Here is a 21,571-nt window from a genome sequence, read left to right as displayed (position 1 = left end):
GCTTAGCCAACAGCTTCAACTTCGGCTTTAATCCAGTCGTAGCCTTTTTTCTTCCAATTCCAAAGCCAGCTCTTTCGGACCGGATTTTACAATCCTGCCTTTATAAAGCACGTGAACGTAATCCGGAACAATGTAATCGAGCAAACGCTGATAATGCGTTACAACGATCGTCGCACGTTCAGGAGAGCGCAATGAATTAACACCTTCTGCCACAATGCGCAATGCATCGATGTCCAATCCGGAGTCAGTTTCGTCAAGAATCGCCAGTTTTGGTTCAAGAACCGCCATTTGAAAAATCTCGTTGCGTTTCTTTTCACCTCCCGAAAACCCTTCGTTCAATGCACGTTTCAGAAGCGAATCATTCATACTAACCAACTTAGCCTTTTCGCGAACCATTTTCAGGAACTGTGCAGCATCAAGCGGGTTTTCACCTCTATATTTACGAATTTCGTTAACAGCTGTTTTTAAGAAATTGATGGTTGTAACACCTGGAATTTCAACCGGATACTGGAAAGCCAAGAAGATGCCTTCCGCTGCTCTTTCTTCGGGAGCCATATCCAAAATATCTTTTCCGTCGAAATTCACCGAGCCGCCTGTAACTTCATATTCCTCTCTTCCAGCCAAAACGGACGCCAAAGTGCTTTTACCGGAACCATTAGGGCCCATAATCGCATGCACTTCACCTGGTTTCACTTCCAGGTTGATGCCTTTTAATATTTCCTTACCTTCAATTGAGGCACGCAAGTCATTAATAGAGAGCATAACTTATTTATACTTAAAATACAGTTCGTGGTAAATTTACCGCAAAAGTAACACGCTTTGAGCGTAAAAGAAAATTGCGGCAAACACCCGTAGTTATCAACTACATATAATCTACAACCTTTTTAAACGCCGTGTTGTTCCCCGAAATCATATATTTCTGATGCAAACAACCTGCCAGTTAATGAGTTGCCAAAGCGCATCTTTTTAATTGAAAAAGAAACATTTACTTTGCGCAGGATGCACTTCAAACATTCCATTATGACAACAGAAATAAAAGCGGGCACTGCCATCAGTGTTTCGTCTGAAACCGGGAAATTAAAAAGGCTGCTCATACACAGTCCGGATCGCGGGCTTGGGAAAGTTGTGCCCAGCAAGGCGCAGGACTGGCTTTTTGAAGACATTGTGCATTTGGACACGATGCGCCGCGGCGAATATGACTATTATGTAAAGCTGCTTTTGTATTTCCTCGATCCTGCAGAAAATCAAAGGAAAACTGGCTGATATCGACGGTGATCCGACGCGCTCATTTTTCATTCCGGGCTCCAAAGATTACTTCGCGTCTGAATGTGTTGTCGACGTGCAAAAGCTCCTTGGCGAAATCCTGGAAGACAGCGACGTGCGCGTCAAACTGACGGCTGCGATCTGTGGCATTGAGCGCTGTTCTTATCAGGTTCAGCAGGAATTGAATGAATATGATCCGCACGAACTGGCCAAAATATTCATTTCCGGCTCCGTATTCGGACAAGCGCATGCTTTTCGCACCATTGCCCAATCTGATTTTCATGCGAGACATTGGCATTGTGATCAATGACCATATTCTGCTGAATAAACCTGCAAAAAATGCTCGTACGCGCGAATCCATCCCTCGCGCAATTCGTTTTCTTTTACCATCCGATGTTTTCGAATGTTAAAGAGCGGATTATTGAAATCCCTGAAAATGAGCGGCATTTTTTATTGCCCGATGATGAAAAAGCAAGTGATCATCACCGTTCGCACGCTCGAAGGCGGTGATGTAATGATGGTGGCACCGAACCATTTGGTGATTGGATGCAGTGAGCGCACTTCGCTTTACGCGGCGCAGCAAGTGATGAAATTGCTTTTTGAAAAAAATGTTGTGTCTAAAATCACCATTGTCAAAATCCCGAAAAAAAGGGACTATATGCACATTGACACGATTTTTACGCAGGTTAAGAAGAATGTCTGGGTGCTGCTGGGTTCGCTGGCAAGGCTGGGTGACGAAGCTAAAAAGAAAGATCTGCTGCATTTTTTTGCTCCGCAGGACACTAACAAGGAATTCCGGATTTTGCAGTTTGATAAAGAAAAGGCGGAGCCTCTTGAAATTGAAAACCTTGAAGATCTGCTCACATCGATCAGTGTCGATGATCTCGGCGTGACAGAACCGGTGAAGTTTATTTATTCCGGCGATAATGAATTTCCATACGGCGAGCGCGAGCAATGGACGGATTCTTGCAATTTGCTTGCTTTAAAAGATGCCGTTGTCGTGGGTTATGACAGAAATGACCGGACGCTGGACGCATTTAGAAAGCAAGGTTATCAGGTAATCAGTGCGCAAAACCTCTTGCAAAAATTCGAAGACAACGAGCTTTCACCGGACACATTGACGGACACATTCATAACGCTTCCTTCGGCTGAACTCTCCCGTGCACGCGGCGGCTCACATTGCATGAGCATGCCCATTTTACGCGAATTTTAATATTGTATTCGCCGTGTTTCAATTGTAAATTGCAGTAGACATTAAATTCAACTCCTATGCGCGTCATCACTTCATCCGTCCAAACGCAGCCACAATCCACCTCGCGGATCATGATGATCAGACCGGTGAAATTTGGCTTTAATAATGAAACCGCTGAAAGCAACGAATTTCAGCAGGAATCCTTTGCACAAAACACGAGAGAAACCGCCGGACAAGTTGCCAGGGAAGAGTTTGACCTGATGATCGATCAGTTGACGAAAGCGGGAATTGATTTGCACATTTTCGATGATAATGAAGAAGTTCAGCGACCTGATGCCGTTTTTCCGAATAATTGGGTCTCATTTCACCAAAGTGGAAAAGTGGTCCTTTATCCTATGATGGCAGAAAACCGCCGCACCGAGCGACGCCCCGACATTATCGAACGCCTGAGCGAAAATTTCAAGATCGAAGAGATCATTGACCTCACCTATTTTGAAAAAGAGGATAAATTTTTGGAAGGAACCGGCAGCATGGTCCTCGACAGAAGATATAAAATCGCTTATGCGTGCCTTTCACCACGGACGCATCCGGAAGTTTTGGATGCATTTGCAGATGCGCTGGGTTATGAAGTTGTGGCTTTTAATGCTTCTGATGAAAACGACAAACCTGTTTATCACACCAATGTTATTATGTGCATTGGGGATATTTTCGCAGTAATTTGTCTGGAAGCCATCAAAAATCCTGATGAGCGTCAAATGGTGCGGGCAGCATTGGAAGAAACCAATAAATACATTATTGAAATTTCACTGGACCAGGTGCGCCATTTTGCTGGAAATATGCTGATGGTTAGAAACACCAAAATGGAGAAGTTCCTGATTATGTCCACGCAGGCATATGACTCACTGACGGATCAGCAGCATAAGATTTTGTCCGATTATGCGCGCATTCTGCATACGGACCTGGGTGTAATCGAAGGCAATGGCGGCGGGTCGGCGCGGTGCATGATGACGGAAATACATCTGCCCAGAAAGTGATTAAAACAAAAATGCTCCCAAGGAAGGAGCATTTTTGTAATTCGTAACCCTAATAAAACAATTAATCCCTGATATCGGCTTTCGCTTTCGCGATTTTCTCTTTTGTCTCAGCTTTGAAACTGTCCCACTTATCAGCAGTTTCATTTTGAACATTTTTCCAGGAAGCTTTCAGCTCATCTTTTTCCTCGTTCAATTCCTGTTTGCGTTCTCTCCATTTCGCTTTCTCTTTGTCAGTCGCTTTCTCCATTTTGGCGTCAGCTTCTTCTATTTTTGTATCAAGCTTGGCAACTGCTTCATCGATTTCAGTTTTCAAAGATTCTTTATCCTCTTTCACTTTTGATTCAAAATCGTCACCTGCTTCTTTAATGTCTGCTTTTGCTTCCGCAACATTATCATCCATGTCGTCTTTTGCCTCTTCAACCGTCTCGTTTGCAGAGTCCTTGGTTTTTTCAGAACAGCTGGTTAGGGTCAGCATTCCCATGGTCAACATTGTAGCAACCATCAAAGTGATCTTCTTCATAATTGGGGGTGTTTTAATTTTTAGTGTAATACGTGATTGAATCCCTTGATCAAATCTTTACAAAAAACTTGCCAGACCACTATACGCCGTATATGCATGACTTTGTAGAAAATTATGGGCAACGTCTTATCAAACATGTCGTCGGCATTGCTTTTTTGTTCAACGGTTCCTGAACTTCATAAGGAACTAATAAGTTATGGGTGGTAAATCCCTTGACTCAAATCCTTTTGATGTTCAGATTTGTATTTTATTAATAGCATCCCACCCATTTATGTCGAAATACTACATTCCTAGCCTTTTATTAAGCGTTGCCATTTTCAATAATCCAGGAAAAGCCATTGCACAAAGCGATTCGCTAACCGCCCGGAATCTGGAAGAAGTTACTGTGAGCGCGTTTGAATCCAAAACGGATCCGCTCACGACGACGGCCACGGTTGCTTTACTCAATTCGAGAACATTAGAGCGATTTTCCACCACAACCTGGGCGAATGCGATCAACACAGTGCCCGGCGTTAAAATGGAAGAACGTTCGCCAGGAAGTTACCGCTTTTCGGTGCGCGGAAGCCTAATACGCTCTCCATTTGGTGTGCGCAATGTCAAGTTTTACTGGAACGGAATCCCATTTACAGATGCAAGCGGCAACACGCCCTTGAACTCGCTGGATTATGGCGCTGTGCAAAATATGGAGATCATCAAAGGTCCTGGAAGCAGCATTTACGGAGCGGGAACGGGTGGCGTTGTGTTGTTACAAAGTCGTACGGACAACAGTTTTGCCAATCGTGTTGAGCAAAGTGTGAGTTTTGGTAAATATGGTTTTCAAAGCAGAAATTCCACGATCCAGGTCGGAGATATTTCTATTCAATATGGTCATAGTGAGCAAGATGGTTACCGTAACCACAGCCAGATGGCCAGAGACGCAATCCGTTTCACATCTTCATCGAAATTAGGCGAAAAAGGCAATTTGTCTATCCTGGGAATGTATTCTGATCTTTATTATGAAACACCGGGCGGCATTAACTTGGCGCAATATCAAAACAATCCGAAGCTGGCCAGACAATCTACACCGACTGTCCCCGGAAGCGAGGCGCAGCAGGCGGCTATTTACACGAAGCTGGCATTGATCGGTGGAAACTATACATTGCAGCTTTCTGATAACTGGACACAATCCAACGCATTGTATCTGACATTCACGGATTTCGCAAATCCATTTATTTCCAATTATGAAAAGCGCGATGAAAATGGCATTGGCGGAAGAAACATCTGGCAAAACCGTTCGCAGATCGGCGAAGTGCGCACAAACTGGACGACAGGCTTTGAATGGCAATATGGAAAATCCGCCCAGCGCAATTATGACAACATTGGCGGAAGGCCGGACAAACAGCAAACGGTTGAAGACATCCGCACAACGGCGCTTACAGTTTTCAGTCAGTTGGAGGCAGTTGTTTTTACAGACCTTACATTGAGTGCAGGCGCGAGCTATAACACGTTAAAATATAAATACGAACGCTTTTTCGCATTGCCTTACAGCAAGGAAGAGCGGAAATTCGACGGCATTTTTATCCCAAGATTTGCTGCTAATAAGGTTATAGCCAAAAACTGGGCAGTTGTGGCATCTTACAGCGGTGGTTATTCGCCTCCGACATTGCAGGAAGTGCGGCCGTCAGCAGGCGGTTTCCGCAGCGACCTCGAAGCTGAAAAAGGAATGAACACAGAAGTAGGCATCAGAAAAACAGGAAAGGTTTTGACCGGCGAAATCAGCGTTTATCATTTCGGATTGCGGGAAACCATTGTGCGCAGGACCAATGAAGCAGGCGCCGAGTTTTTTATAAATGCTGGAAAAACAAAGCAAAACGGTCTGGAATGGACGGTTGCTTATGAAATCCTTTCCGATCCAAGGCTGCCGGTTATGCTGAAATTGTGGAACACAGGAACTGCGACGAAATATACATTTGAAAACTTACAACAGGCAGAGGTTGATCTGAGCGGCAAGCGCATTCCCGGCATTCCGAAATTCTCGCAAACTTCGGGATTGGATGCACTTTTTAAATATGGTTTCTCGGCATTTGTAACTTATCAGCACGGCAGTTCGTTTTATTTGAATGATGCCAACACGGTTAAAAACACACCTTATAACCAGTGGATTGCGCGCGTGAGCTGGAAAAAGAGCTGGGGAAATCATTTGTACAGCGAATTGTCCGCTTCCGCAGAAAAGGTTAATGCCGGAATTTACAGTCTGGGATATGACCTGAATGCATTTGGCAACCGTTATTACAACAGCGCGCCAAAGGACAACTTGTGGGCGGGTGTGAAAATTGGCTGGGAGTGGCAGAAAAATTCTAAATAATGCATTTATACCTTCATATTCCCTTTTGCAGACAAGCTTGCCATTATTGCGACTTTCATTTCAGCACCAATATTTCCAACAAAAGGGCTATCGTTAATGCGATAGCCCAGGAAATTATCCTTCGAAAAAATTACCTGCCCACTGCGCCCATTGAAACGATTTACTTTGGCGGCGGCACGCCTTCCATGCTTGAAGCAGCCGAGCTCGACCTGCTGCTGAACACAATTCACACCCATTTTCAAGTGTTACCCAAGGCAGAAGTTACACTCGAAGCGAATCCGGACGATCTGAATCGTGACAAACTGCAGCAATTTTACAATGTCGGCATCAATAGATTAAGCATTGGCATCCAGTCATTTCACGAACCGCATTTGCAATTTCTGAATCGCATTCATTCAGCTTTCGAAGCCGAACAAAGCGTCCGCATTGCCCAGGAAATTGGCATTACTAACATTTCGATTGATCTGATTTATGCCATTCCGTCACCGGACCACAGCATTCTGGTGGCTGATATGCAAAAAGCCTTTGCACTCGACATTACGCACATATCCGCTTATTGCCTCACCATTGAACCGCAAACTGCTTTCGGAAGCTGGCTTAAAAAGAAAAAGATCAAGCCCATTGACGAGGAATATGCAGCGCAGCAGTTTGAAATTCTGATCAAGTCGCTGGCAGCGCATGGTTATGAGCAATATGAGATACTCGAATTTCGCCCGAAACGGCTTTTATAGCATGCATAACAGCTCCTACTGGAAGCAAAGGCCCTATTTGGGTGTGGGACCAAGCGCACATTCTTACAATGGAACGAGCAGGGAATACAACATTTCAAACAATGCGCGCTATCTGGAAGCCATTCAAAAGCAAACAATTCCTGCCACTTACGAGCTGCTGACCATTGCCGATCAGACGAACGAATATCTGCTAACCGGGCTGCGCACCAAATGGGGAGTCAGCAAAACAAAACTGGAAACATTATCGGATGGCGCATTCTTAAAACTGAACGCAAACGAATTGCAACATTTGAAGGAGAAAAACTGGATCCGGGATGACAACGAATGTTGGTATTTGACGGAATCAGGGAAGCTTTTTGCGGATCGGATCGCCAGCGATCTTTTTATTGAATGATGCTGAGAATTTAGTTACCGGACGAGTATTTTCAACCCGCCCGGCGCAATATCGAAGTGATGGCTTATGAAACCAGCTCAGCGTTCAATGTAATTTCCGCGTTCAGCAATTGTGAAATCGGGCATTCTTTCTTCGCCTTGTCAGCGATTTCTGCAAATTGATCAGCAGAAACACCAGGCACTGTCGCTTTCAGATCGATCGCGCTTTTTGTCACTTGTCCTTTTGCAGGATCCAATGTAACCGTTGCTGTTGCGTTCAACTCGTCAGCTGTAAAACCGGCTGCATTCAGCTCAAAGCTAAGTTTCATTGCAAAACAGCTCGCGTGAGCCGCTGCGATAAGCTCTTCTGGATTCGTTCCTTTTCCCTCAGCAAAACGGGTGTTGAAGGAATATTGTGTATTTTCCAACACAGTGCTTTGTGTGCTAACTGTCCCGGTCCCTTCTTTTCCAGTTCCCTTCCAAACGGCGGTTGCTTTACGGTTAATCATATAAATTGTTTTTTAGTGTTTAAAAATTAATCCCTGAATCCGGATCCTTTCATCGAAAAGTAACAACCATCACGGATTTACGCAAGTTATTAAATTAATACGAAGTGCAATAAACGGGCGCTTAACCCTGTTTCTGACTGTACACGTTCAAATGCCAGGCATGTGTCTTTTAGTTAAGGATTGTTAACAGGCGATCCGCCATTAAACTTTATCATTGCGAAAGCATCTAAAACCCAAATTACAATCCATAATTCAACTTAATCTATTAAATCATGAAAAAGATAATCTTGCCTCTCCTGCTTGCCGTTACTGTTTTATTCCAAAGCTGCGATGGACCGGAAGGGCCGCAGGGACCTGCTGGAGACGCGATCGTCGGCACTACATTTGACCTTGTCGATGTTGATTTCGTTGCAGGCGAAAACTACCAGTTCGGGCTCACTTTTGCTGACGCTGATCTCGGCATTGATGTGCTGGAATCGGATGCGGTTTTAGTTTATATCGATTGGGAAGATGTAGACGTGAATGGACAAACTGTTAAAAGTTACCGTTTGCTGCCTCAGACCGCATTCATAAACAATGGCATCCTGACTTACAATTTTGACAGAACCGTACGCGATTTCTCCGTATTTCTGGATGGAACTGTTAATCTGGCCACCGTTCCGGCACGTTACTCCAGAGATCAAAATTTCCGTGTTGTGATCATTCCATCTGATTTCGCTAACCGCACATCCGGTTCATTAGATTACAGCGATTACAACGCAGTTGCAAAAGCATACAACATTGACGAATCCAAAATCCGCAAGATCAGCGCCAACTAGGCACAGTATTTTAATGTTAATTGTGATTCTGAGATTTTTTTTATAAAATCCGGTATTATTTGCCGGATTTACTTTTACCTAGCATGAGAAGCGTTATAAGCACACTGGGGTTGTTGTTGGTTTTGGGCTCTTTTGCGGTTGCACAAGACTTCAAGGAGGAGACTGATAAGTATCGTAAGAAATACAGAGAAGAATTTTTGCACGCCTCCAACTCACCGTTGAAAGCCGCTGATCTTCCCTATTTACAGTTTTACGAGCCCGATTCTTCGTTTCGCGTGGTGGCAAAGTTTGAAAAAAGCCGTGGACAATCTTTTGAAATGCCGACTTACAGCGGAGTGAATAAAACTTACGTTAAATATGGTCGCCTGAAATTCAGGTTGCACGGGAGAAAACAAACATTGACCGTTTACAGAAGCCTTAGTTTGCAATCGCTTGCCAAGTATAAAGACTATCTTTTTATCCCATTCAAAGATAAAACCAACGGCGACGAATCATACGGCGGAGGTCGTTACATTGATTTGAAAACGACCGATATTAAAGATAACACATTGATTCTGGATTTTAATAAGGCGTATAACCCTTATTGCGCATATAGCGACGGATATAATTGCCCGATCCCGCCAGCGCCGAATCACATGCCGGTCGCCATTTTAGCCGGCGAGAAGAAGTTCGGCAAAGATCACCAGCAGGCGACATTGAAATAGCATAAAAAAATCCCGATCTGTTTTAGACCGGGATTTTTTTATGAATCAGATTTTTCAGGCTTTCAACAAATCCTTTTGCTTCATAATGCGCTCAAAAACTTTAATGTCGTGCTCCGAAGTGAAGATAGTGAAAGGCAAATGCAAAAACTGACCTTTTGAGATAATCAGCACATATGCGTCTTTATCCTTATAAGCATCAAGGATCTGCTCCCACTTCATTACGCTTCCTTCTTTCTGGTTCAGCTTCATGAGGATCTGACGATTATCGATCTCATAAGAGAACTTCTCGAACATTGGCTTATACTGCGCAAGTTGCGTAATGCCTGTAAACTGGACCACCCAGAAAAGCACGTAAAGCAAAGACGCCACGAAGACAGTGATATAAATCCACAAATTCGGATAAACGCCGGTAAGGTTCAAAACCGCATTAATCAGGATAAGCGCCAGCGGGATAAGTCCCCATTTCAACTGCGTTTTGAAAAAGTAACGCATGGCAAGGGCAATGTATTTCTTGGTTGGTAAAGCGTATCTTTTTGTACGAACCGCGGCCGGGTTCGTAGGCATTTGATACACGGGCTGGTGTTTGTTCACCGAAACTTTGGCCATAATTCTATTTTAATTAACAATGCTGCTACTTTTTTGCTGACCCGATTAGCAAATACGCCGTCGCAAAAAATGAAGTGCAAAGTTAGAAAAAAGCTGTTGACATATCAGAAAGCTCGGTAAATAAAAAACTGTTATGAGATTTTAGTGTAATTTGTCTTTCTTAACTGCGTTGATCAAGAAACACGAAAATATTCTTAACTAAATGGGTTTTCTTTTTCCATCATTTTTGTGGGGTCTTCTGGCAATATCGGTTCCAATTGCGATTCATATATTCAATTTCCGGCGCACCAAAAAGGTCTATTTTACCAACGTAGCATTCTTAAAGGCAGTCGAAACAAAAACGCGGTCAGTAAGGCAGGTTAAGCATTGGCTTGTGCTCGCCGCACGTGTTTTGGCCATTATTTGCCTCGCGCTGGCATTTGCTCAGCCATTTTTACCAGCAAAAAATGAGCTTGCTGTCGACCGTAAAGGCATTACGAGTTTGTATCTCGACAACTCGCTCAGTATGGAGAGCGAACACAACAATAAACGCTATCTCGACATTGCAACGGGACGGCTAAGCGAGCTCCTGGGACTTTTCAAAAACGCGACTTCCCTGCAACTGGTTACCAACGATTTTTCCGCTCAGGAGCAGGGATTATATGCTTCCGAAAAGCTCCGCGACCGGCTTACGACCATCGGTTTGTCCAACACGCCGAGGACATTCGAGCAGATTTACAAACGCCAGGAAAACCTGATGGCGCGTCACCAGCATCCGGGAAAAAATCAGCTGTTCTGGTTTTCAGATTTTCAAAAAAGCACTGGCGGCGATCTCGCAAAAATCAAAACGGACACGACGAACCAACTGTTTCTTGTGCCGGTCCAGGCCGCTGCTGAGAAAAACGTTTTCGTAGATTCAACCTGGCTTAACACACCATTTATCAGAGAGTTGCAAAACAACATTCTATTTGTAAAAGTCAGCAACTCAGGCAGCGAAGTGGCGCGTAATGTGGTTTTAAAACTGACTTTGGACAACACGCAGGCATCCACAGCTTCGGTCAATGTTCCGGCTAATGGCAGCGCGACGGCCAAATTCAATTTCAATCTGAAAGGAAAAGGTTATAAAAAGGGGCAAATCACATTCGATGATTTTCCCGTGACATTTGACAACGACTATTATTTTGTGCTGAATGCTTCGCCGCTCATTCGCGTGCTGCATATATATGGACAAAAATCGGCTGGAAATTACATTGAGAATGTTTACGCCAACGACAGCCTGTTTTCTTTACAAAGTTACAGTGCGCAAAATGTGGATCCGGGTCTGATCAAAAATACGGATCTCGTCGTTTTGGAAGGCGTTACGTCTCTTTCCGGATCGCTGCCGCAAGATTTACAAGAGCTGGTTAGAAGCGGAGGCAGCGTAACCATCATTCCGCCCGCAACGCCGAATGCACCGAGTTATAATGCATTTCTCTCTCGCATGGGCGTCAATGGAATCACAGCTTCTCAAACGAATGCCCCTGCCCCTATTGCATTGGCTGCGCCAGATCGTAACAATCCATTTTTCAGCGATGTTTTTGAGGAATCGGTCCGACAAGAAATCAATTTAAATTTGCCGTCGGCATCGGCGGTTTGGAACTGGGCAAATGCGGGCCAATTGCTGCTTGCTTTGCGTAACGGGCAGACTTATCTGAATCAGGTTTCGTCGGGAACCGGCAAAGTTTATCTTTTTGCAGCGCCTCTAAATCCGGAGTATGGCAATGTTGCACAGCACGCGATCTTCGTGCCGATCATGTACAAAATCGCAGCTTCGAGTGTTCGTGCGCAGCGCACTTCATTCAAGTTCGATGAAAATCCGATCAGTTTGAATGTGGAGAAGGCGCAGCCGAATTCTGTTTATAAATTGAGGCGCAACAAAACAGAAGTGATTCCGGTGCAACGCATTGCCGGCAACCAGCTTTTGCTTGAAATTCCGCAAGGCGACCAGCTCGGCGAAGGCCTGGACGCTGGCTATTTTGAGTTAATCCGCGACAACAACGTGGAACAGATTATCGCCCTTAACCACAACAACGCTGAATCTAAACTTCAATATTATTCACCCCAAGAATTAAGGGCCGCATTCGCAGGCCAAAAGAACGTCCAAATCTTCGACAAAATCGACGACGACGCATTCTCAACCGCCTTCCAGCAACAAAACATGGGAACCAACCTCTGGAAATACTTCCTCTACGGCGCATTGTTTTTCCTTATCGTTGAGATTGCTCTGATTCGGTTTTTGAAATAATTGTTGGATTCTCCCGTAATCACGTCAGCAATTTTTGCACAATAGTGTCAAAAGATTTCTGTTCAGTTTTATGTTAGCGGTTTTTACACCAATTTTGTGTGACCACTACTTTCATTTTAAATGCTCTCATCGCGAATTGGAATTCTTGGCGGCGGCCAATTGGGACTAATGCTTTTACAAGCCGCTGTTGACTGGAATCTGGACATTCATGTTCTTGATCCGGACGCAGAGGCTCCATGCAGAAATATCGCTCCGCACTTTCAGCAGGGCTCTTTGCAAGACTATGACACGGTTTACAATTTCGGCAAAGACCTCGATGTCATTACAATAGAAATCGAAAAAGTAAATGTCGAAGCGCTTGAAGCGCTCGAAAAGGAAGGCAAAAAAGTTTACCCCCAGCCATCCGTCATTCGCAAGATCCAGGATAAGCGCATTCAAAAGCAGTTTTATAAGGATAACAATTTGCCCACAGCCGATTTTGTCCTGACAGAAAATAAGGCGGACGTTTTGAATCATCTTTCGTTCCTGCCAGCTTTCCATAAACTCGGAAAAGACGGTTATGACGGCCGCGGCGTGCAGCGCCTTTCTTCCGAATCAGATCTCGAAAAAGCATTTGATCAACCCGGATTGCTTGAAAAAGCAGTGCCTTTTGAAAAAGAACTTGCCGTTATCGTTGCCAGAAATGCGAAAGGTGAGATCACGACATTTCCAACCGTGGAAATGGTGTTTCATCCCGAGTTGAACCTGGTCGAATATTTGTTTGCCCCAGCAGAAATCAGTGCCGCCATTGATCAGAAAGCACAGGAAATAGGTAAGAAAACAGCCGAAGCGTTCCAGATTGTGGGGCTTTTGGCAGTTGAGCTCTTTATGACAGCAGACGGCGAAATCCTGATCAACGAAGTGGCGCCACGTCCGCATAACAGCGGGCACCACACGATCCGCGCGAATGCGACTTCCCAATATGAGCAACATTGGCGGGCGATTTTAGACTTGCCGCTTGGCGACACGCAGGCTTATGGCCCTTCCGCAATGGTTAATTTACTCGGGGAAGAAGGTTATGAAGGACCGGCGGTGTATGAAGGAATGGAGAAACTTTTAGCCACAGACCAGGTTTTCCCTTTCCTTTATTGGAAGGCAATCACAAAATCATTCAGAAAAATGGGCCATATTACCATTATGGATGCGGATCTGGAGTCTTTAAAGAGAAAGGTAGATTTTGTTAAGAAAAACATACGCGTAATCAGTACGAAATCCGCTTTGTAGCGTTTCATACATTTATAGTTACAAATCGAATTTGCAATGGTTGGAATAATTATGGGAAGCCTTTCGGACCGGAAAGTAATGCAGCAAGCAGCTGATGCACTTACCGAACTCGGAATTGAATTTGAAATGGAAATCGTCTCTGCTCACAGGACTCCCGAGCGCATGCTGGAATATGCATCGTCGGCGCGAGGCCGTGGTTTACAGGTGATTATCGCCGGAGCAGGCGGCGCTGCGCATTTGCCAGGAATGGTTGCCTCGCTTACATCATTGCCCGTGATCGGCGTTCCGGTGCTGTCTAGCAATTCAATTGATGGCTGGGATTCTGTGTTGTCTATTTTGCAAATGCCTTCCGGTGTTCCGGTTGCGACTGTGGCATTGGATGGCGCAAGAAATGCCGGAATTCTGGCAGCGCAGATCATTGGAGCCAGCGATCCCGACGTTGGAAAACGGCTGGATACATTCAAAGAAAGCTTAAAGGAAAAGGTCGCTGCAATGAATGAGGAGTTGAAAAATAACCTTGTTAACTAGCAGGTCTTTACTATTTTCGTAAAAAAAAATTCGCACCACAAAACATTGATTATTGGCTATGGAAGACGAATTCCCTAAAAAAAGAAACATCCGTCCGACCGAAAAGTCCAACCTCCCTATCGTTACCCTGCTTGTGTTGGTGCTTTTGGTATTAGCAATGTTGTATGTGGGTTATGAATACATTTCGGACAGTTCATCTAATTCCGAGGAGCTGACTTCGGTTGTTGTGGACTCGACTTTGGACGAGCCAAGCGTAGGCGAACCGATCACGGACGAACCGGAAGCGCTTGGAGAAACACCGGCGACGGCAAGTCCTGAACCTGTCAAAGAAAAAGCGAAGGAGCCGGAAAAAGAAAAAACTCCTGCGGTTTCAGCATCTTCGGTTGGCGGACAGCAAATTACGCATTCAGTTAAAAGTGGAGAAAGCTTTTCGAGCATTGCTTCACGTTATAACCTGAAAACGGAAACATTAAAAGGCCTGAATTCAGATAGTCCGGAGTTGAAGTCGGATGTTACAAAACTTAAAATCCAGGTTCAGGCCGTGCATACGGTTGGTCCTGGCGATGTTTTGAGGGTTGTGGCCAGCAAATATGGTGTTACCAAAGAAGCCATTATGAAGGCGAATGGAAAGTCGAGGGATTTTTCAGAGAGAGGTGAAAAGCTGATTATTCCGTTTTCATCAAGAAAATAAAAAGTTGATTGAATTCATCAAAAAGCCCGGAACGTAACTCGTTCCGGGCTTTTGCTTGCAAAAGGATTCAGGAATAAATATTAGTTAAAACCGCCTCTGCCCCCACCCTGAAAACCACCGCCGTCAAAATCTCTGCGTCTCTCATTTTGAACGGGCGCTTTTCCGAAATTTCTCAGCGTGTAAGTGAATGTCAACATCGCATATTGTGTCAAAACACGATTGGTAACGTCCTGCACATAGGTTTCCGTGACATTGCGGGTAATGCTATTGTTTTGTTTCAAGATGTCAAAAACGGTTAGTTTCAGCTCGCCTGCATTGTTTTTCAAGAACTTTTTGCCAACACTTGCATTCCATAAAGTGAAATTCTGGTTGTAACCTGCTCCAAGTCCACGGTAAGATTGATTGCTAACATCGCTTTGCACAACAAAACCTTTTCCAAAAATCCAGTTCACACGGCCTGTAATCCCCTGTGTGTAATAATTGTTGTTCAGGTTAGGCTGGATCGTGTTCCGCACAATGTTGTAATTACCTGAATACGAGACCGTAAAATCTAATTTTTCACTCACATTACTGCTTACAACAAGCCCTTGCGATACAGCATACGTGTTCGAGAAATTGGGAACATTGTTGATCAAACCAGGCGAACGCACATAATTGAATCCCGTCGTCAGGTTAACATTTAGTTTTAATGGTGCAACGGGTTTTCCGTATGCCAGGAATGTTCTTGCGTTCCAGCTTCCATCCACATTGACGGGAGAAGTCAGTTTTGCTCCGCGTTCCAGGACAACTCCGTTAGCCAAAGTGGTCGGTTCCTGCGCAATGAAAGTCGAGTTCACGATGGCATTGTTGGTTTGCGTTAAAAAAACCATTGCATTCAAGCTGTAAGGTCTGTTGGCACCCGCCAGCGAATAGCGCACGTTGAACATGTTGCGATATTCTTGTTTCAGATCAGGATTACCGGCCGTGAGTGACAGCGGATTGCTGTTGTCGATCACATTTTGCAACTGAGAAATCGATGGCTGATTGGTCGAGCTGCGGAAGAATGTGCGGAATTGTGTTCCTGTTTTGGATCTGTAACTGAGCATGAAATTAGGCAGCAGATTCGTAAATGACTGGTCTACTTTTGCATTTACAGGCGCCAGTTGCTCGCTATACAATCCTGTATTTTGAAAATCAAGACCAAAGTTCGCTGACCAGCTATTTTTACGATAACGATAACCAATGCCGGCCCGATTTGTCACATAGCGGTTGTCAAATGTATTGGAAAGCAGCGAATCAAGGTCTGAGTAAGTGTTTTCATCAAAACTCATGTTGTAAGTCTCCTTTTTGGAGTCGCTGTTGCTAACTGTAAGGCCGTAATTGAATTGCAGCTGGCTATTTTTCCCGATCGGCTCTGTATAAATGAAGTTTCCACCCAATGTGACGCCATTTGAATTGGTAAAACTCTGCTGATCAAGTGTATCGCCACGCGCGGCCAGACCGAGGCTGTCAAAGAACATGGTTCTCGAAAATAAGTTGCCCGTTCCATTGCGATCATTCAGTTGCGTGTTCAAGTTCACAGATATTGTCCGACCTTTTTTATCAAATGAATGGCGGAATAAAACGTCGTTATTGAAGTTATAAGCCTTATTTCCACTGCTCTGATCATTGTTCACACTATTGACATTGCTTCCGTTTCCAAGCGTTGTCAAACCAGCCTTCACACTCGACGCATTGTTATCCTGAAAACTCAGCCGCGGCGTGATAATGAGAGAATTGTTCTTATTGATGTTGTATTCAATCCGGAAATTAAGCCGGTGGTTCGCATTCGTATTGGACGTGCGGCTTGTTTCGTCATAAAACTGGTTACCAAGTCCGCCGGATAAAAAATATTCTTCCTGCTTGGTTTGCGCATTCGTATTGCCCGTGCGGTTGAAGAAATAGCTTCCGGAAACATCCACTTTCTTCCCCAATTTATTGGCATAATTCAACCCAAACGAATTCGTGCCAGTAATGCCGCTTTGGTTTCCAACGAGGAAGTTGTTGGAAGCGCCGCCACCGCCTGCGCCGCCACGACCGCCTCCGCCGCCGCCGCCCGTCACGCCGATCAGATCCTGGCTCGAAAAGTTTTGCATATTGATATTATTGCTCAATCCGATAACCGAGATGCGCTGATCACCTTTGAAAAAGCTCACATTACCGCCGGCCTGATAACGATTATCAAGTCCATAACCGGCGAAAACCTTGCCGAACTGACCCATTTTACGGTCTGCTTTTGTGACAATGTTGATCGTTTTTTGTGCATTGCCGTCGTCAAAGCCTGTGAATTGTGCCTGATCCGACAACTTATCGAAAACTTCTATTTTATCGACAACTTCCGCTGGGAGGGATTTCAATGTCAATGCAGCGTCTTCTCCAAAAAATGGCTTCCCATCGACAAGAACGCGATTTACGGTTTCGCCATGCGCGGTAACCGTTCCGTTTGTCACCGTTATGCCCGGCATTTTCTGGATCAGATCTTCCGTGGTTGCGTCGGGATTAGTCTTGAATGCAGCAGCATTGAATTGCGTGGTGTCGCCCTTTTGTTCCATGGCTGTAACCTGGCCGACCACTTTCACTTCTTTGAGATTTGCAACGGCTTCCGTCAACTGAAATGTGCCGACATCCTGCACATCATCGGTTAATGTGACGTTTCGGGAAGCATCTTTATAACTGAGATAAGAAACTTTGACCTGATAAACGGCCTGCTTCACTAAGCCGCCAAAAACGAACTTCCCGTCCACGTCCGTCGTCACATATTCAGGTTTGGCATCGGGCGTGTTCCTTGTGACAGCCACATATGCGCCCACAACGGGCGATTTGCTCGCGCTATCCAGCACCACGCCGGTGATCTGTGCATTTTGCGCTTGCGCAATTCCAGTTATTGATAACAAAATCAGGAGCGCAACGAGGGATATGAATCTGTTCATAAGTTCTGTAAGGTTTATTGCAGTTTAGAGCAACCTTTTTGACCAAAGTTTAATCACGATAAACGCAAAACCCTTACAATCGACAGAACAGCCTTATTTCATAGACCAAAGCCCGTAATGTGACGATGAAGAAAAATCACTTCAACCACTGTTTCAGAAGCCCTTCATAGCTTGCCAAAAACTTTTTGTACGCATTTTCCAATTGCGGAAGCGCTTCCGCCAGCGTGCTGGTGTCATCTGACTTCAACCGCCATTCCGCATCCCGCGCGATTTCTGCAACCTGCGCCACGCCAACTGTGCCGCCACTCCCTTTCAATGTGTGCAGATTGCTTTTCACCGTCGCAATGTCACCATTTGCATAAGCCTCAAGCGCGCCCGAAACGAGCTCGTTTGATTCGGTAACAAAGTCTTCAAACACCGACCACACCAGATCCGCCCCTCCGATCCCATTCAATTGATCAATAATTTCTTTGTCCAAAACGGGCAATGCAACGACCTGGGCAATTTCTCTTTGCTTAGATTCCAGTTTGCGCCCTTCCACATTGCCCAGCAATTCTTTCACTTTAAGAATCAATGTTTGCGCGCGGATCGGTTTGGCAATGTAGTCGTCCATGCCCTGGCTCATGAATCGGTCGCGGTCTTCTTTCATGGAGTAAGCCGTCATGGCGACGATTGGCGGCATCGTGTCCGGAAAACGCTTTTTCAGTTCCTGCGAAGTTTCGACGCCATCCATGTCGGGCATTTGAATGTCCATAAAAATGATATCGTAGCTCAGTTCGGACACTTTTCGTTTTGCTTCAACCATTTCAATAGCCTTGAAACCACTCTCAGCAAGATCCACAATGCAGCCCGATTTTTTGAGAATTTCATTGGCTACTTTGCGGTTAACCGCATTATCGTCCACCAGCAGAATTGTCGGATGATAATCCTTGAACACATTTTCGATCGGCGTTTCTTCCATCTGCGTAATGGTGCTCACCTGCGCTATGGAAGTCTCTTTTGTTTCAAATGTAAACCAGAAAGTGCTGCCGGAACCCAGCGTGGATTCAACCCCGATTTCACCATTCATTAACTCACAAAGCTGCTTTGAAATCGCCAAGCCAAGTCCTGTTCCACCGAAAGATTTGCGTGAAGAATTGTCCAGTTGCGTGAAAGATGTGAACAAAATTTGCTTATCCATCGCACTGATTCCAATTCCCGAATCCTGCACTTCCACCTTTATTTTGTTGAAAAGTCCGTCCTTCTTAACCGATGTGAGATTGACTTTCACTGCGCCATTCTCAGTGAATTTCAGTGCATTGGAAGTAAGATTGGACAAAATTTGCAGCAAACACGTCTGATCCGCAATGATGAATTTAGGAATTTCAGGCGCAATGTGATAAGTAAGCGTGTTGCCCTTGCTTTTCGCAGTTTGCCCGAATAACGACACGAGTTTCAACAGCAGTTCTTCCGTCGCGATCGGTGCTTCGTGCAACTCCATTTTGCCCGCTTCAATTTTGGACAAATCGAGAATGTCGTTCAGAATGTTAAGCAATGTTTCGGATGAGCGCTTGATTGTCAGCACGTAATCTTTTTGCTCTACATCGAGCGGCGTCTCTCCTAGCAAATCGATCATCCCGATCACACCGTTCATTGGCGTCCGGATTTCGTGACTCATATTGGCCAAAAATCCTTCCTTAACCTTCAATGAGCGCTCAGCGTGCTCTTTGGCCTTTAACAATTCCTGCTCGTTGCGTTTCAACTCCGTAATGTCCCTTGCGAGCACAGCAATTTCTGTCGGCTTGCCTTTGTCATTGGTAAACATCAGCATGTTGATCATAAACTGCCTTTCCGTGCCGTCTTTCCGGTAAAGCGAAATTTCAAAGTTGCGCAGACTTTTGCTCCGGCGTAACCGGATCAAAGCAGAATGTATTCGTTTTTTGTCCGGAAAAAATTCAGTGATTTTGTGCCCTATCACCTCGCCAGGCAAGTAACCAAGCCTTTTAAGCACAGATTGGCTGATCATTGTAATCTCACCAAGCCTGTTGATCCGGCAATAAATATCTTGGAGATTTTCAAAAATCCCCCTGAAAAGCTCTTCGCTGTGCCTCAACGAAAGCTCAGCTTCCTTGCGCCTTGTAATGTCGCGCGCAATGCCTGAAACTTCCTCGATCACGCCATCTGCATAGTGAATGGGATTGAGATAAAATTCCAGCCACATTTCACCCTGCTCCTTCCGGTCAATCTTAAATTCAAAATATTGCGGTTCGCCTTTGAGCGCTTGTCTGTATTTCGTTTCAAGCGTCCTGCGGTTGTTGTTACCAACCATGCGCCACCCGAATTTCTCAGCGCTGGACTGCAATGACGGCCTCGTACCAAGCTGATTCTGAATCAGATCGGCATAATTCCTATTGAATGAAGTCAATTGCAGCGACTTGTTAACCGACCAGATTAAATGCGAGCTGCTGTCAAAAATGGCATTCAATCGCGCCAAATATTTGCTCAGTTCTTCTTCACTTTGTTTCCTGGCAATCGCCATCGCAACTTGTCCGGATATGAATTCGAGCAATTCCAGATCGCGGGTGTCAAACATATTCGGGTCGTCGTAAGATTTCACCCCGATTATGCCCGTAACCCGGTCGCCAATGCGCAGAGGCACGCACAAGAGCAGTTTCGGCGTGACACCGTACAAATACAAACTGTTTGTTTTTGCCAGCTCCTCTATTTTATCACCAGAAAGAAAAAGCGGTTTATTGGACGCAATCGCATATTCCGTAACGCCATTGCCGAGCTTCCTTTTGGTAAATCTTACATTTCCCTGAAAATATTGGTCGACATAATAAGGGAAATAAATGTAGCTTTTGCTTGGATCGTACAGCGCGATAAAGAAATTTTTTACGTCAATGATCTTGCCCAGTTCCTCGTGAATGCTTTGGTAAAAATCATCGAGATTCTGCGTGTTAACCGTCCAGTTTGCAATGCTATAATAGAGGTTTTGTGCTTTCTCAGCCCTTATTTTCTCCGTATAATCATTTAAAATGCAGCGAAAAGCGGTTGGTTTTCCATTGTCAAACCTGCAATTGACACTTCCCGCAACAAAAACCTTTTTGCCCTCACGACTCAGAAAAACCGTCTCGAAATTGGGGTTAGCATTGCCTTGTTCAATCAGTTTAAGCTGCGCCAATGCCTGATCTTTATGCTGCGGATGCAGAATATCTTCCATCCGCATGGACGCAATTTCGTCCAGCCCGTAACCGAGCACTTCGCGCCAGGCTTTGTTGACAAATATAAATTTCCCATCAATTGCCACGAGCTGGATCAGATCACTCGTATTATCCACCAGATCCTGCAATTGCGAGTTGGATTTCGCAATGGACGACTCCATTCTGCGGCGGCGCGTAATGTCATCGCCCACCAAAGTCACACATTCCACCTCGTCTTGCTCGCGGTGCATGAGCACACTATTGATCGAGAATGTCCTTAATGTGCCTTTTTGAGCTAAAAAAGGAATTTCTCTTTGTTCCAATTTTCGTTTTCCCTGAATGCCCTCTTCCAGCATTTGCCGGATTTCGTGCTCTTCTTCTTTGGGAATCAGTTTATCAAAAATGCTATGTCCCATTAAATCAGATTCTTGCCAGCCCGTTTTCATCAACGCATGAGCACTTATATTCCTGATCACGAAGTCAGGTGAAAAGGTAATTCCAATCAGATTTAAATGCTGAAGTGTAGCGTGTATCGTCTGCCAATCCGTATGTGACAAGATCATTTCCATAGTATCCGGGTAATCGCACTTTTAAGTTTCTCTC

At 44.9% G+C, this 21,571-nt stretch carries 13 protein-coding genes and 3 pseudogenes; 10 read left to right on the top strand and 6 right to left on the bottom strand.

Annotated elements, in window-relative coordinates; all coding sequences use genetic code 11:
• Nucleotides 1-2 precede the first annotated feature (2 nt).
• A pseudogene (sufC, locus tag AC0IYG_RS24250) lies at nucleotides 3-762 on the bottom strand (Fe-S cluster assembly ATPase SufC).
• Between the two features lie 237 nt (nucleotides 763-999).
• Between sufC and AC0IYG_RS24245 the strand changes: the two are divergent.
• Both AC0IYG_RS24245 and ctlX read left to right on the top strand, forming a co-directional pair.
• Nucleotides 1,000-2,476: pseudogene (locus AC0IYG_RS24245) on the top strand (arginine deiminase family protein).
• A gap of 56 nt (nucleotides 2,477-2,532) precedes the next feature.
• Nucleotides 2,533-3,489, top strand: coding sequence for a citrulline utilization hydrolase CtlX (ctlX, locus tag AC0IYG_RS24240; RefSeq protein WP_471713654.1), 957 nt, complete (start codon nucleotides 2,533-2,535; stop codon nucleotides 3,487-3,489).
• Nucleotides 3,490-3,550: 61 nt separating this feature from the next.
• On the opposite strand, the gene AC0IYG_RS24235 is transcribed toward ctlX, so the two are convergent.
• Nucleotides 3,551-4,009 carry a hypothetical protein gene (locus tag AC0IYG_RS24235; protein ID WP_471713653.1) on the bottom strand — a complete coding sequence of 153 codons (459 nt, stop codon included), beginning with the start codon at nucleotides 4,007-4,009 and terminating at the stop codon, nucleotides 3,551-3,553.
• 271 nt (nucleotides 4,010-4,280) lie between these two features.
• Here AC0IYG_RS24235 and AC0IYG_RS24230 point away from each other — a divergent pair, with 271 nt between their 5' ends.
• Both AC0IYG_RS24230 and hemW read left to right on the top strand, forming a co-directional pair.
• A complete protein-coding gene (locus AC0IYG_RS24230; protein WP_471713652.1) occupies nucleotides 4,281-6,353 on the top strand; it encodes a TonB-dependent receptor in 2,073 nt (690 codons plus the stop codon).
• Nucleotides 6,353-7,478: pseudogene (gene hemW / locus AC0IYG_RS24225) on the top strand (radical SAM family heme chaperone HemW). Before AC0IYG_RS24230 ends, hemW begins: the two are co-directional and overlap by 1 nt.
• A 64-nt stretch (nucleotides 7,479-7,542) precedes the next feature.
• On the opposite strand, the gene AC0IYG_RS24220 reads toward hemW, so the two are convergent.
• Nucleotides 7,543-7,965 (bottom strand): OsmC family protein, encoded by a 423-nt coding sequence (locus AC0IYG_RS24220; RefSeq protein ID WP_471713651.1) that lies wholly within the window; start codon nucleotides 7,963-7,965, stop codon nucleotides 7,543-7,545.
• Nucleotides 7,966-8,237: 272 nt separating this feature from the next.
• Between AC0IYG_RS24220 and AC0IYG_RS24215 the strand changes: the two genes are divergently transcribed.
• Both AC0IYG_RS24215 and AC0IYG_RS24210 read left to right on the top strand, forming a co-directional pair.
• Nucleotides 8,238-8,783 (top strand): hypothetical protein, encoded by a 546-nt coding sequence (locus AC0IYG_RS24215; protein ID WP_471713650.1) that lies wholly within the window; start codon nucleotides 8,238-8,240, stop codon nucleotides 8,781-8,783.
• An 83-nt stretch (nucleotides 8,784-8,866) separates the two neighbouring features.
• Entirely contained in the window at nucleotides 8,867-9,487 is a 621-nt protein-coding gene (locus AC0IYG_RS24210; protein ID WP_471713649.1) for a DUF1684 domain-containing protein, read from the top strand.
• Between the two features lie 54 nt (nucleotides 9,488-9,541).
• Here AC0IYG_RS24210 and AC0IYG_RS24205 read toward each other — a convergent pair whose 3' ends face one another.
• A complete protein-coding gene (locus AC0IYG_RS24205) occupies nucleotides 9,542-10,093 on the bottom strand; it encodes a YcxB family protein (RefSeq protein ID WP_471713648.1) in 552 nt (183 codons plus the stop codon).
• A gap of 202 nt (nucleotides 10,094-10,295) precedes the next feature.
• Between AC0IYG_RS24205 and AC0IYG_RS24200 the strand changes: the two genes are divergently transcribed.
• The 4 genes from AC0IYG_RS24200 to AC0IYG_RS24185 all read left to right on the top strand — a co-directional run bounded on the left by AC0IYG_RS24200 (nucleotide 10,296) and on the right by AC0IYG_RS24185 (nucleotide 14,838).
• Nucleotides 10,296-12,356, top strand: a complete 2,061-nt coding sequence (locus tag AC0IYG_RS24200) for a BatA domain-containing protein (RefSeq protein WP_471713647.1) — start codon at nucleotides 10,296-10,298, stop codon at nucleotides 12,354-12,356.
• Nucleotides 12,357-12,476: 120 nt separating this feature from the next.
• Entirely contained in the window at nucleotides 12,477-13,619 is a 1,143-nt protein-coding gene (locus AC0IYG_RS24195) for a 5-(carboxyamino)imidazole ribonucleotide synthase (RefSeq protein ID WP_471713645.1), read from the top strand.
• Nucleotides 13,620-13,655: 36 nt separating this feature from the next.
• Nucleotides 13,656-14,147, top strand: a complete 492-nt coding sequence (purE, locus tag AC0IYG_RS24190) for a 5-(carboxyamino)imidazole ribonucleotide mutase (protein WP_471713644.1) — start codon at nucleotides 13,656-13,658, stop codon at nucleotides 14,145-14,147.
• A 58-nt stretch (nucleotides 14,148-14,205) separates the two neighbouring features.
• The gene (locus AC0IYG_RS24185; RefSeq protein WP_471713643.1) at nucleotides 14,206-14,838 is read left to right on the top strand and encodes a LysM peptidoglycan-binding domain-containing protein; all 633 of its coding nucleotides are present in this window, start codon (nucleotides 14,206-14,208) and stop codon (nucleotides 14,836-14,838) included.
• Between the two features lie 80 nt (nucleotides 14,839-14,918).
• On the opposite strand, the gene AC0IYG_RS24180 is transcribed toward AC0IYG_RS24185, so the two are convergent.
• Both AC0IYG_RS24180 and AC0IYG_RS24175 read right to left on the bottom strand, forming a co-directional pair.
• A complete protein-coding gene (locus AC0IYG_RS24180; protein ID WP_471713642.1) occupies nucleotides 14,919-17,786 on the bottom strand; it encodes an outer membrane beta-barrel protein in 2,868 nt (955 codons plus the stop codon).
• Between the two features lie 136 nt (nucleotides 17,787-17,922).
• On the bottom strand, nucleotides 17,923-21,537 hold the full coding sequence (locus AC0IYG_RS24175; protein WP_471713641.1) for a PAS domain S-box protein: 3,615 nt from the start codon (nucleotides 21,535-21,537) through the stop codon (nucleotides 17,923-17,925).
• Nucleotides 21,538-21,571: the final 34 nt, after the last annotated feature.

The organism is Dyadobacter sp. AC419, assembly GCF_979253085.1.
The sequence above is the reverse complement of the archived record's forward strand: the minus strand, read 5'-3'. Positions and strand labels throughout refer to the sequence as shown.

What these genes read in the sequence shown, in the direction of transcription:
- ctlX (WP_471713654.1), top strand. Translation starts at nt 2,533, where the DNA reads ATGCGCGTCATCACTTCATCCGTCCAAACGCAGCCACAATCCACCTCG.
- AC0IYG_RS24235 (WP_471713653.1), bottom strand. Translation starts at nt 4,009, where the DNA reads ATGAAGAAGATCACTTTGATGGTTGCTACAATGTTGACCATGGGAATG.
- AC0IYG_RS24230 (WP_471713652.1), top strand. Translation starts at nt 4,281, where the DNA reads ATGTCGAAATACTACATTCCTAGCCTTTTATTAAGCGTTGCCATTTTC.
- AC0IYG_RS24220 (WP_471713651.1), bottom strand. Translation starts at nt 7,965, where the DNA reads ATGATTAACCGTAAAGCAACCGCCGTTTGGAAGGGAACTGGAAAAGAA.
- AC0IYG_RS24215 (WP_471713650.1), top strand. Translation starts at nt 8,238, where the DNA reads ATGAAAAAGATAATCTTGCCTCTCCTGCTTGCCGTTACTGTTTTATTC.
- AC0IYG_RS24210 (WP_471713649.1), top strand. Translation starts at nt 8,867, where the DNA reads ATGAGAAGCGTTATAAGCACACTGGGGTTGTTGTTGGTTTTGGGCTCT.
- AC0IYG_RS24205 (WP_471713648.1), bottom strand. Translation starts at nt 10,093, where the DNA reads ATGGCCAAAGTTTCGGTGAACAAACACCAGCCCGTGTATCAAATGCCT.
- AC0IYG_RS24200 (WP_471713647.1), top strand. Translation starts at nt 10,296, where the DNA reads ATGGGTTTTCTTTTTCCATCATTTTTGTGGGGTCTTCTGGCAATATCG.
- AC0IYG_RS24195 (WP_471713645.1), top strand. Translation starts at nt 12,477, where the DNA reads ATGCTCTCATCGCGAATTGGAATTCTTGGCGGCGGCCAATTGGGACTA.
- purE (WP_471713644.1), top strand. Translation starts at nt 13,656, where the DNA reads ATGGTTGGAATAATTATGGGAAGCCTTTCGGACCGGAAAGTAATGCAG.
- AC0IYG_RS24185 (WP_471713643.1), top strand. Translation starts at nt 14,206, where the DNA reads ATGGAAGACGAATTCCCTAAAAAAAGAAACATCCGTCCGACCGAAAAG.
- AC0IYG_RS24180 (WP_471713642.1), bottom strand. Translation starts at nt 17,786, where the DNA reads ATGAACAGATTCATATCCCTCGTTGCGCTCCTGATTTTGTTATCAATA.
- AC0IYG_RS24175 (WP_471713641.1), bottom strand. Translation starts at nt 21,537, where the DNA reads ATGGAAATGATCTTGTCACATACGGATTGGCAGACGATACACGCTACA.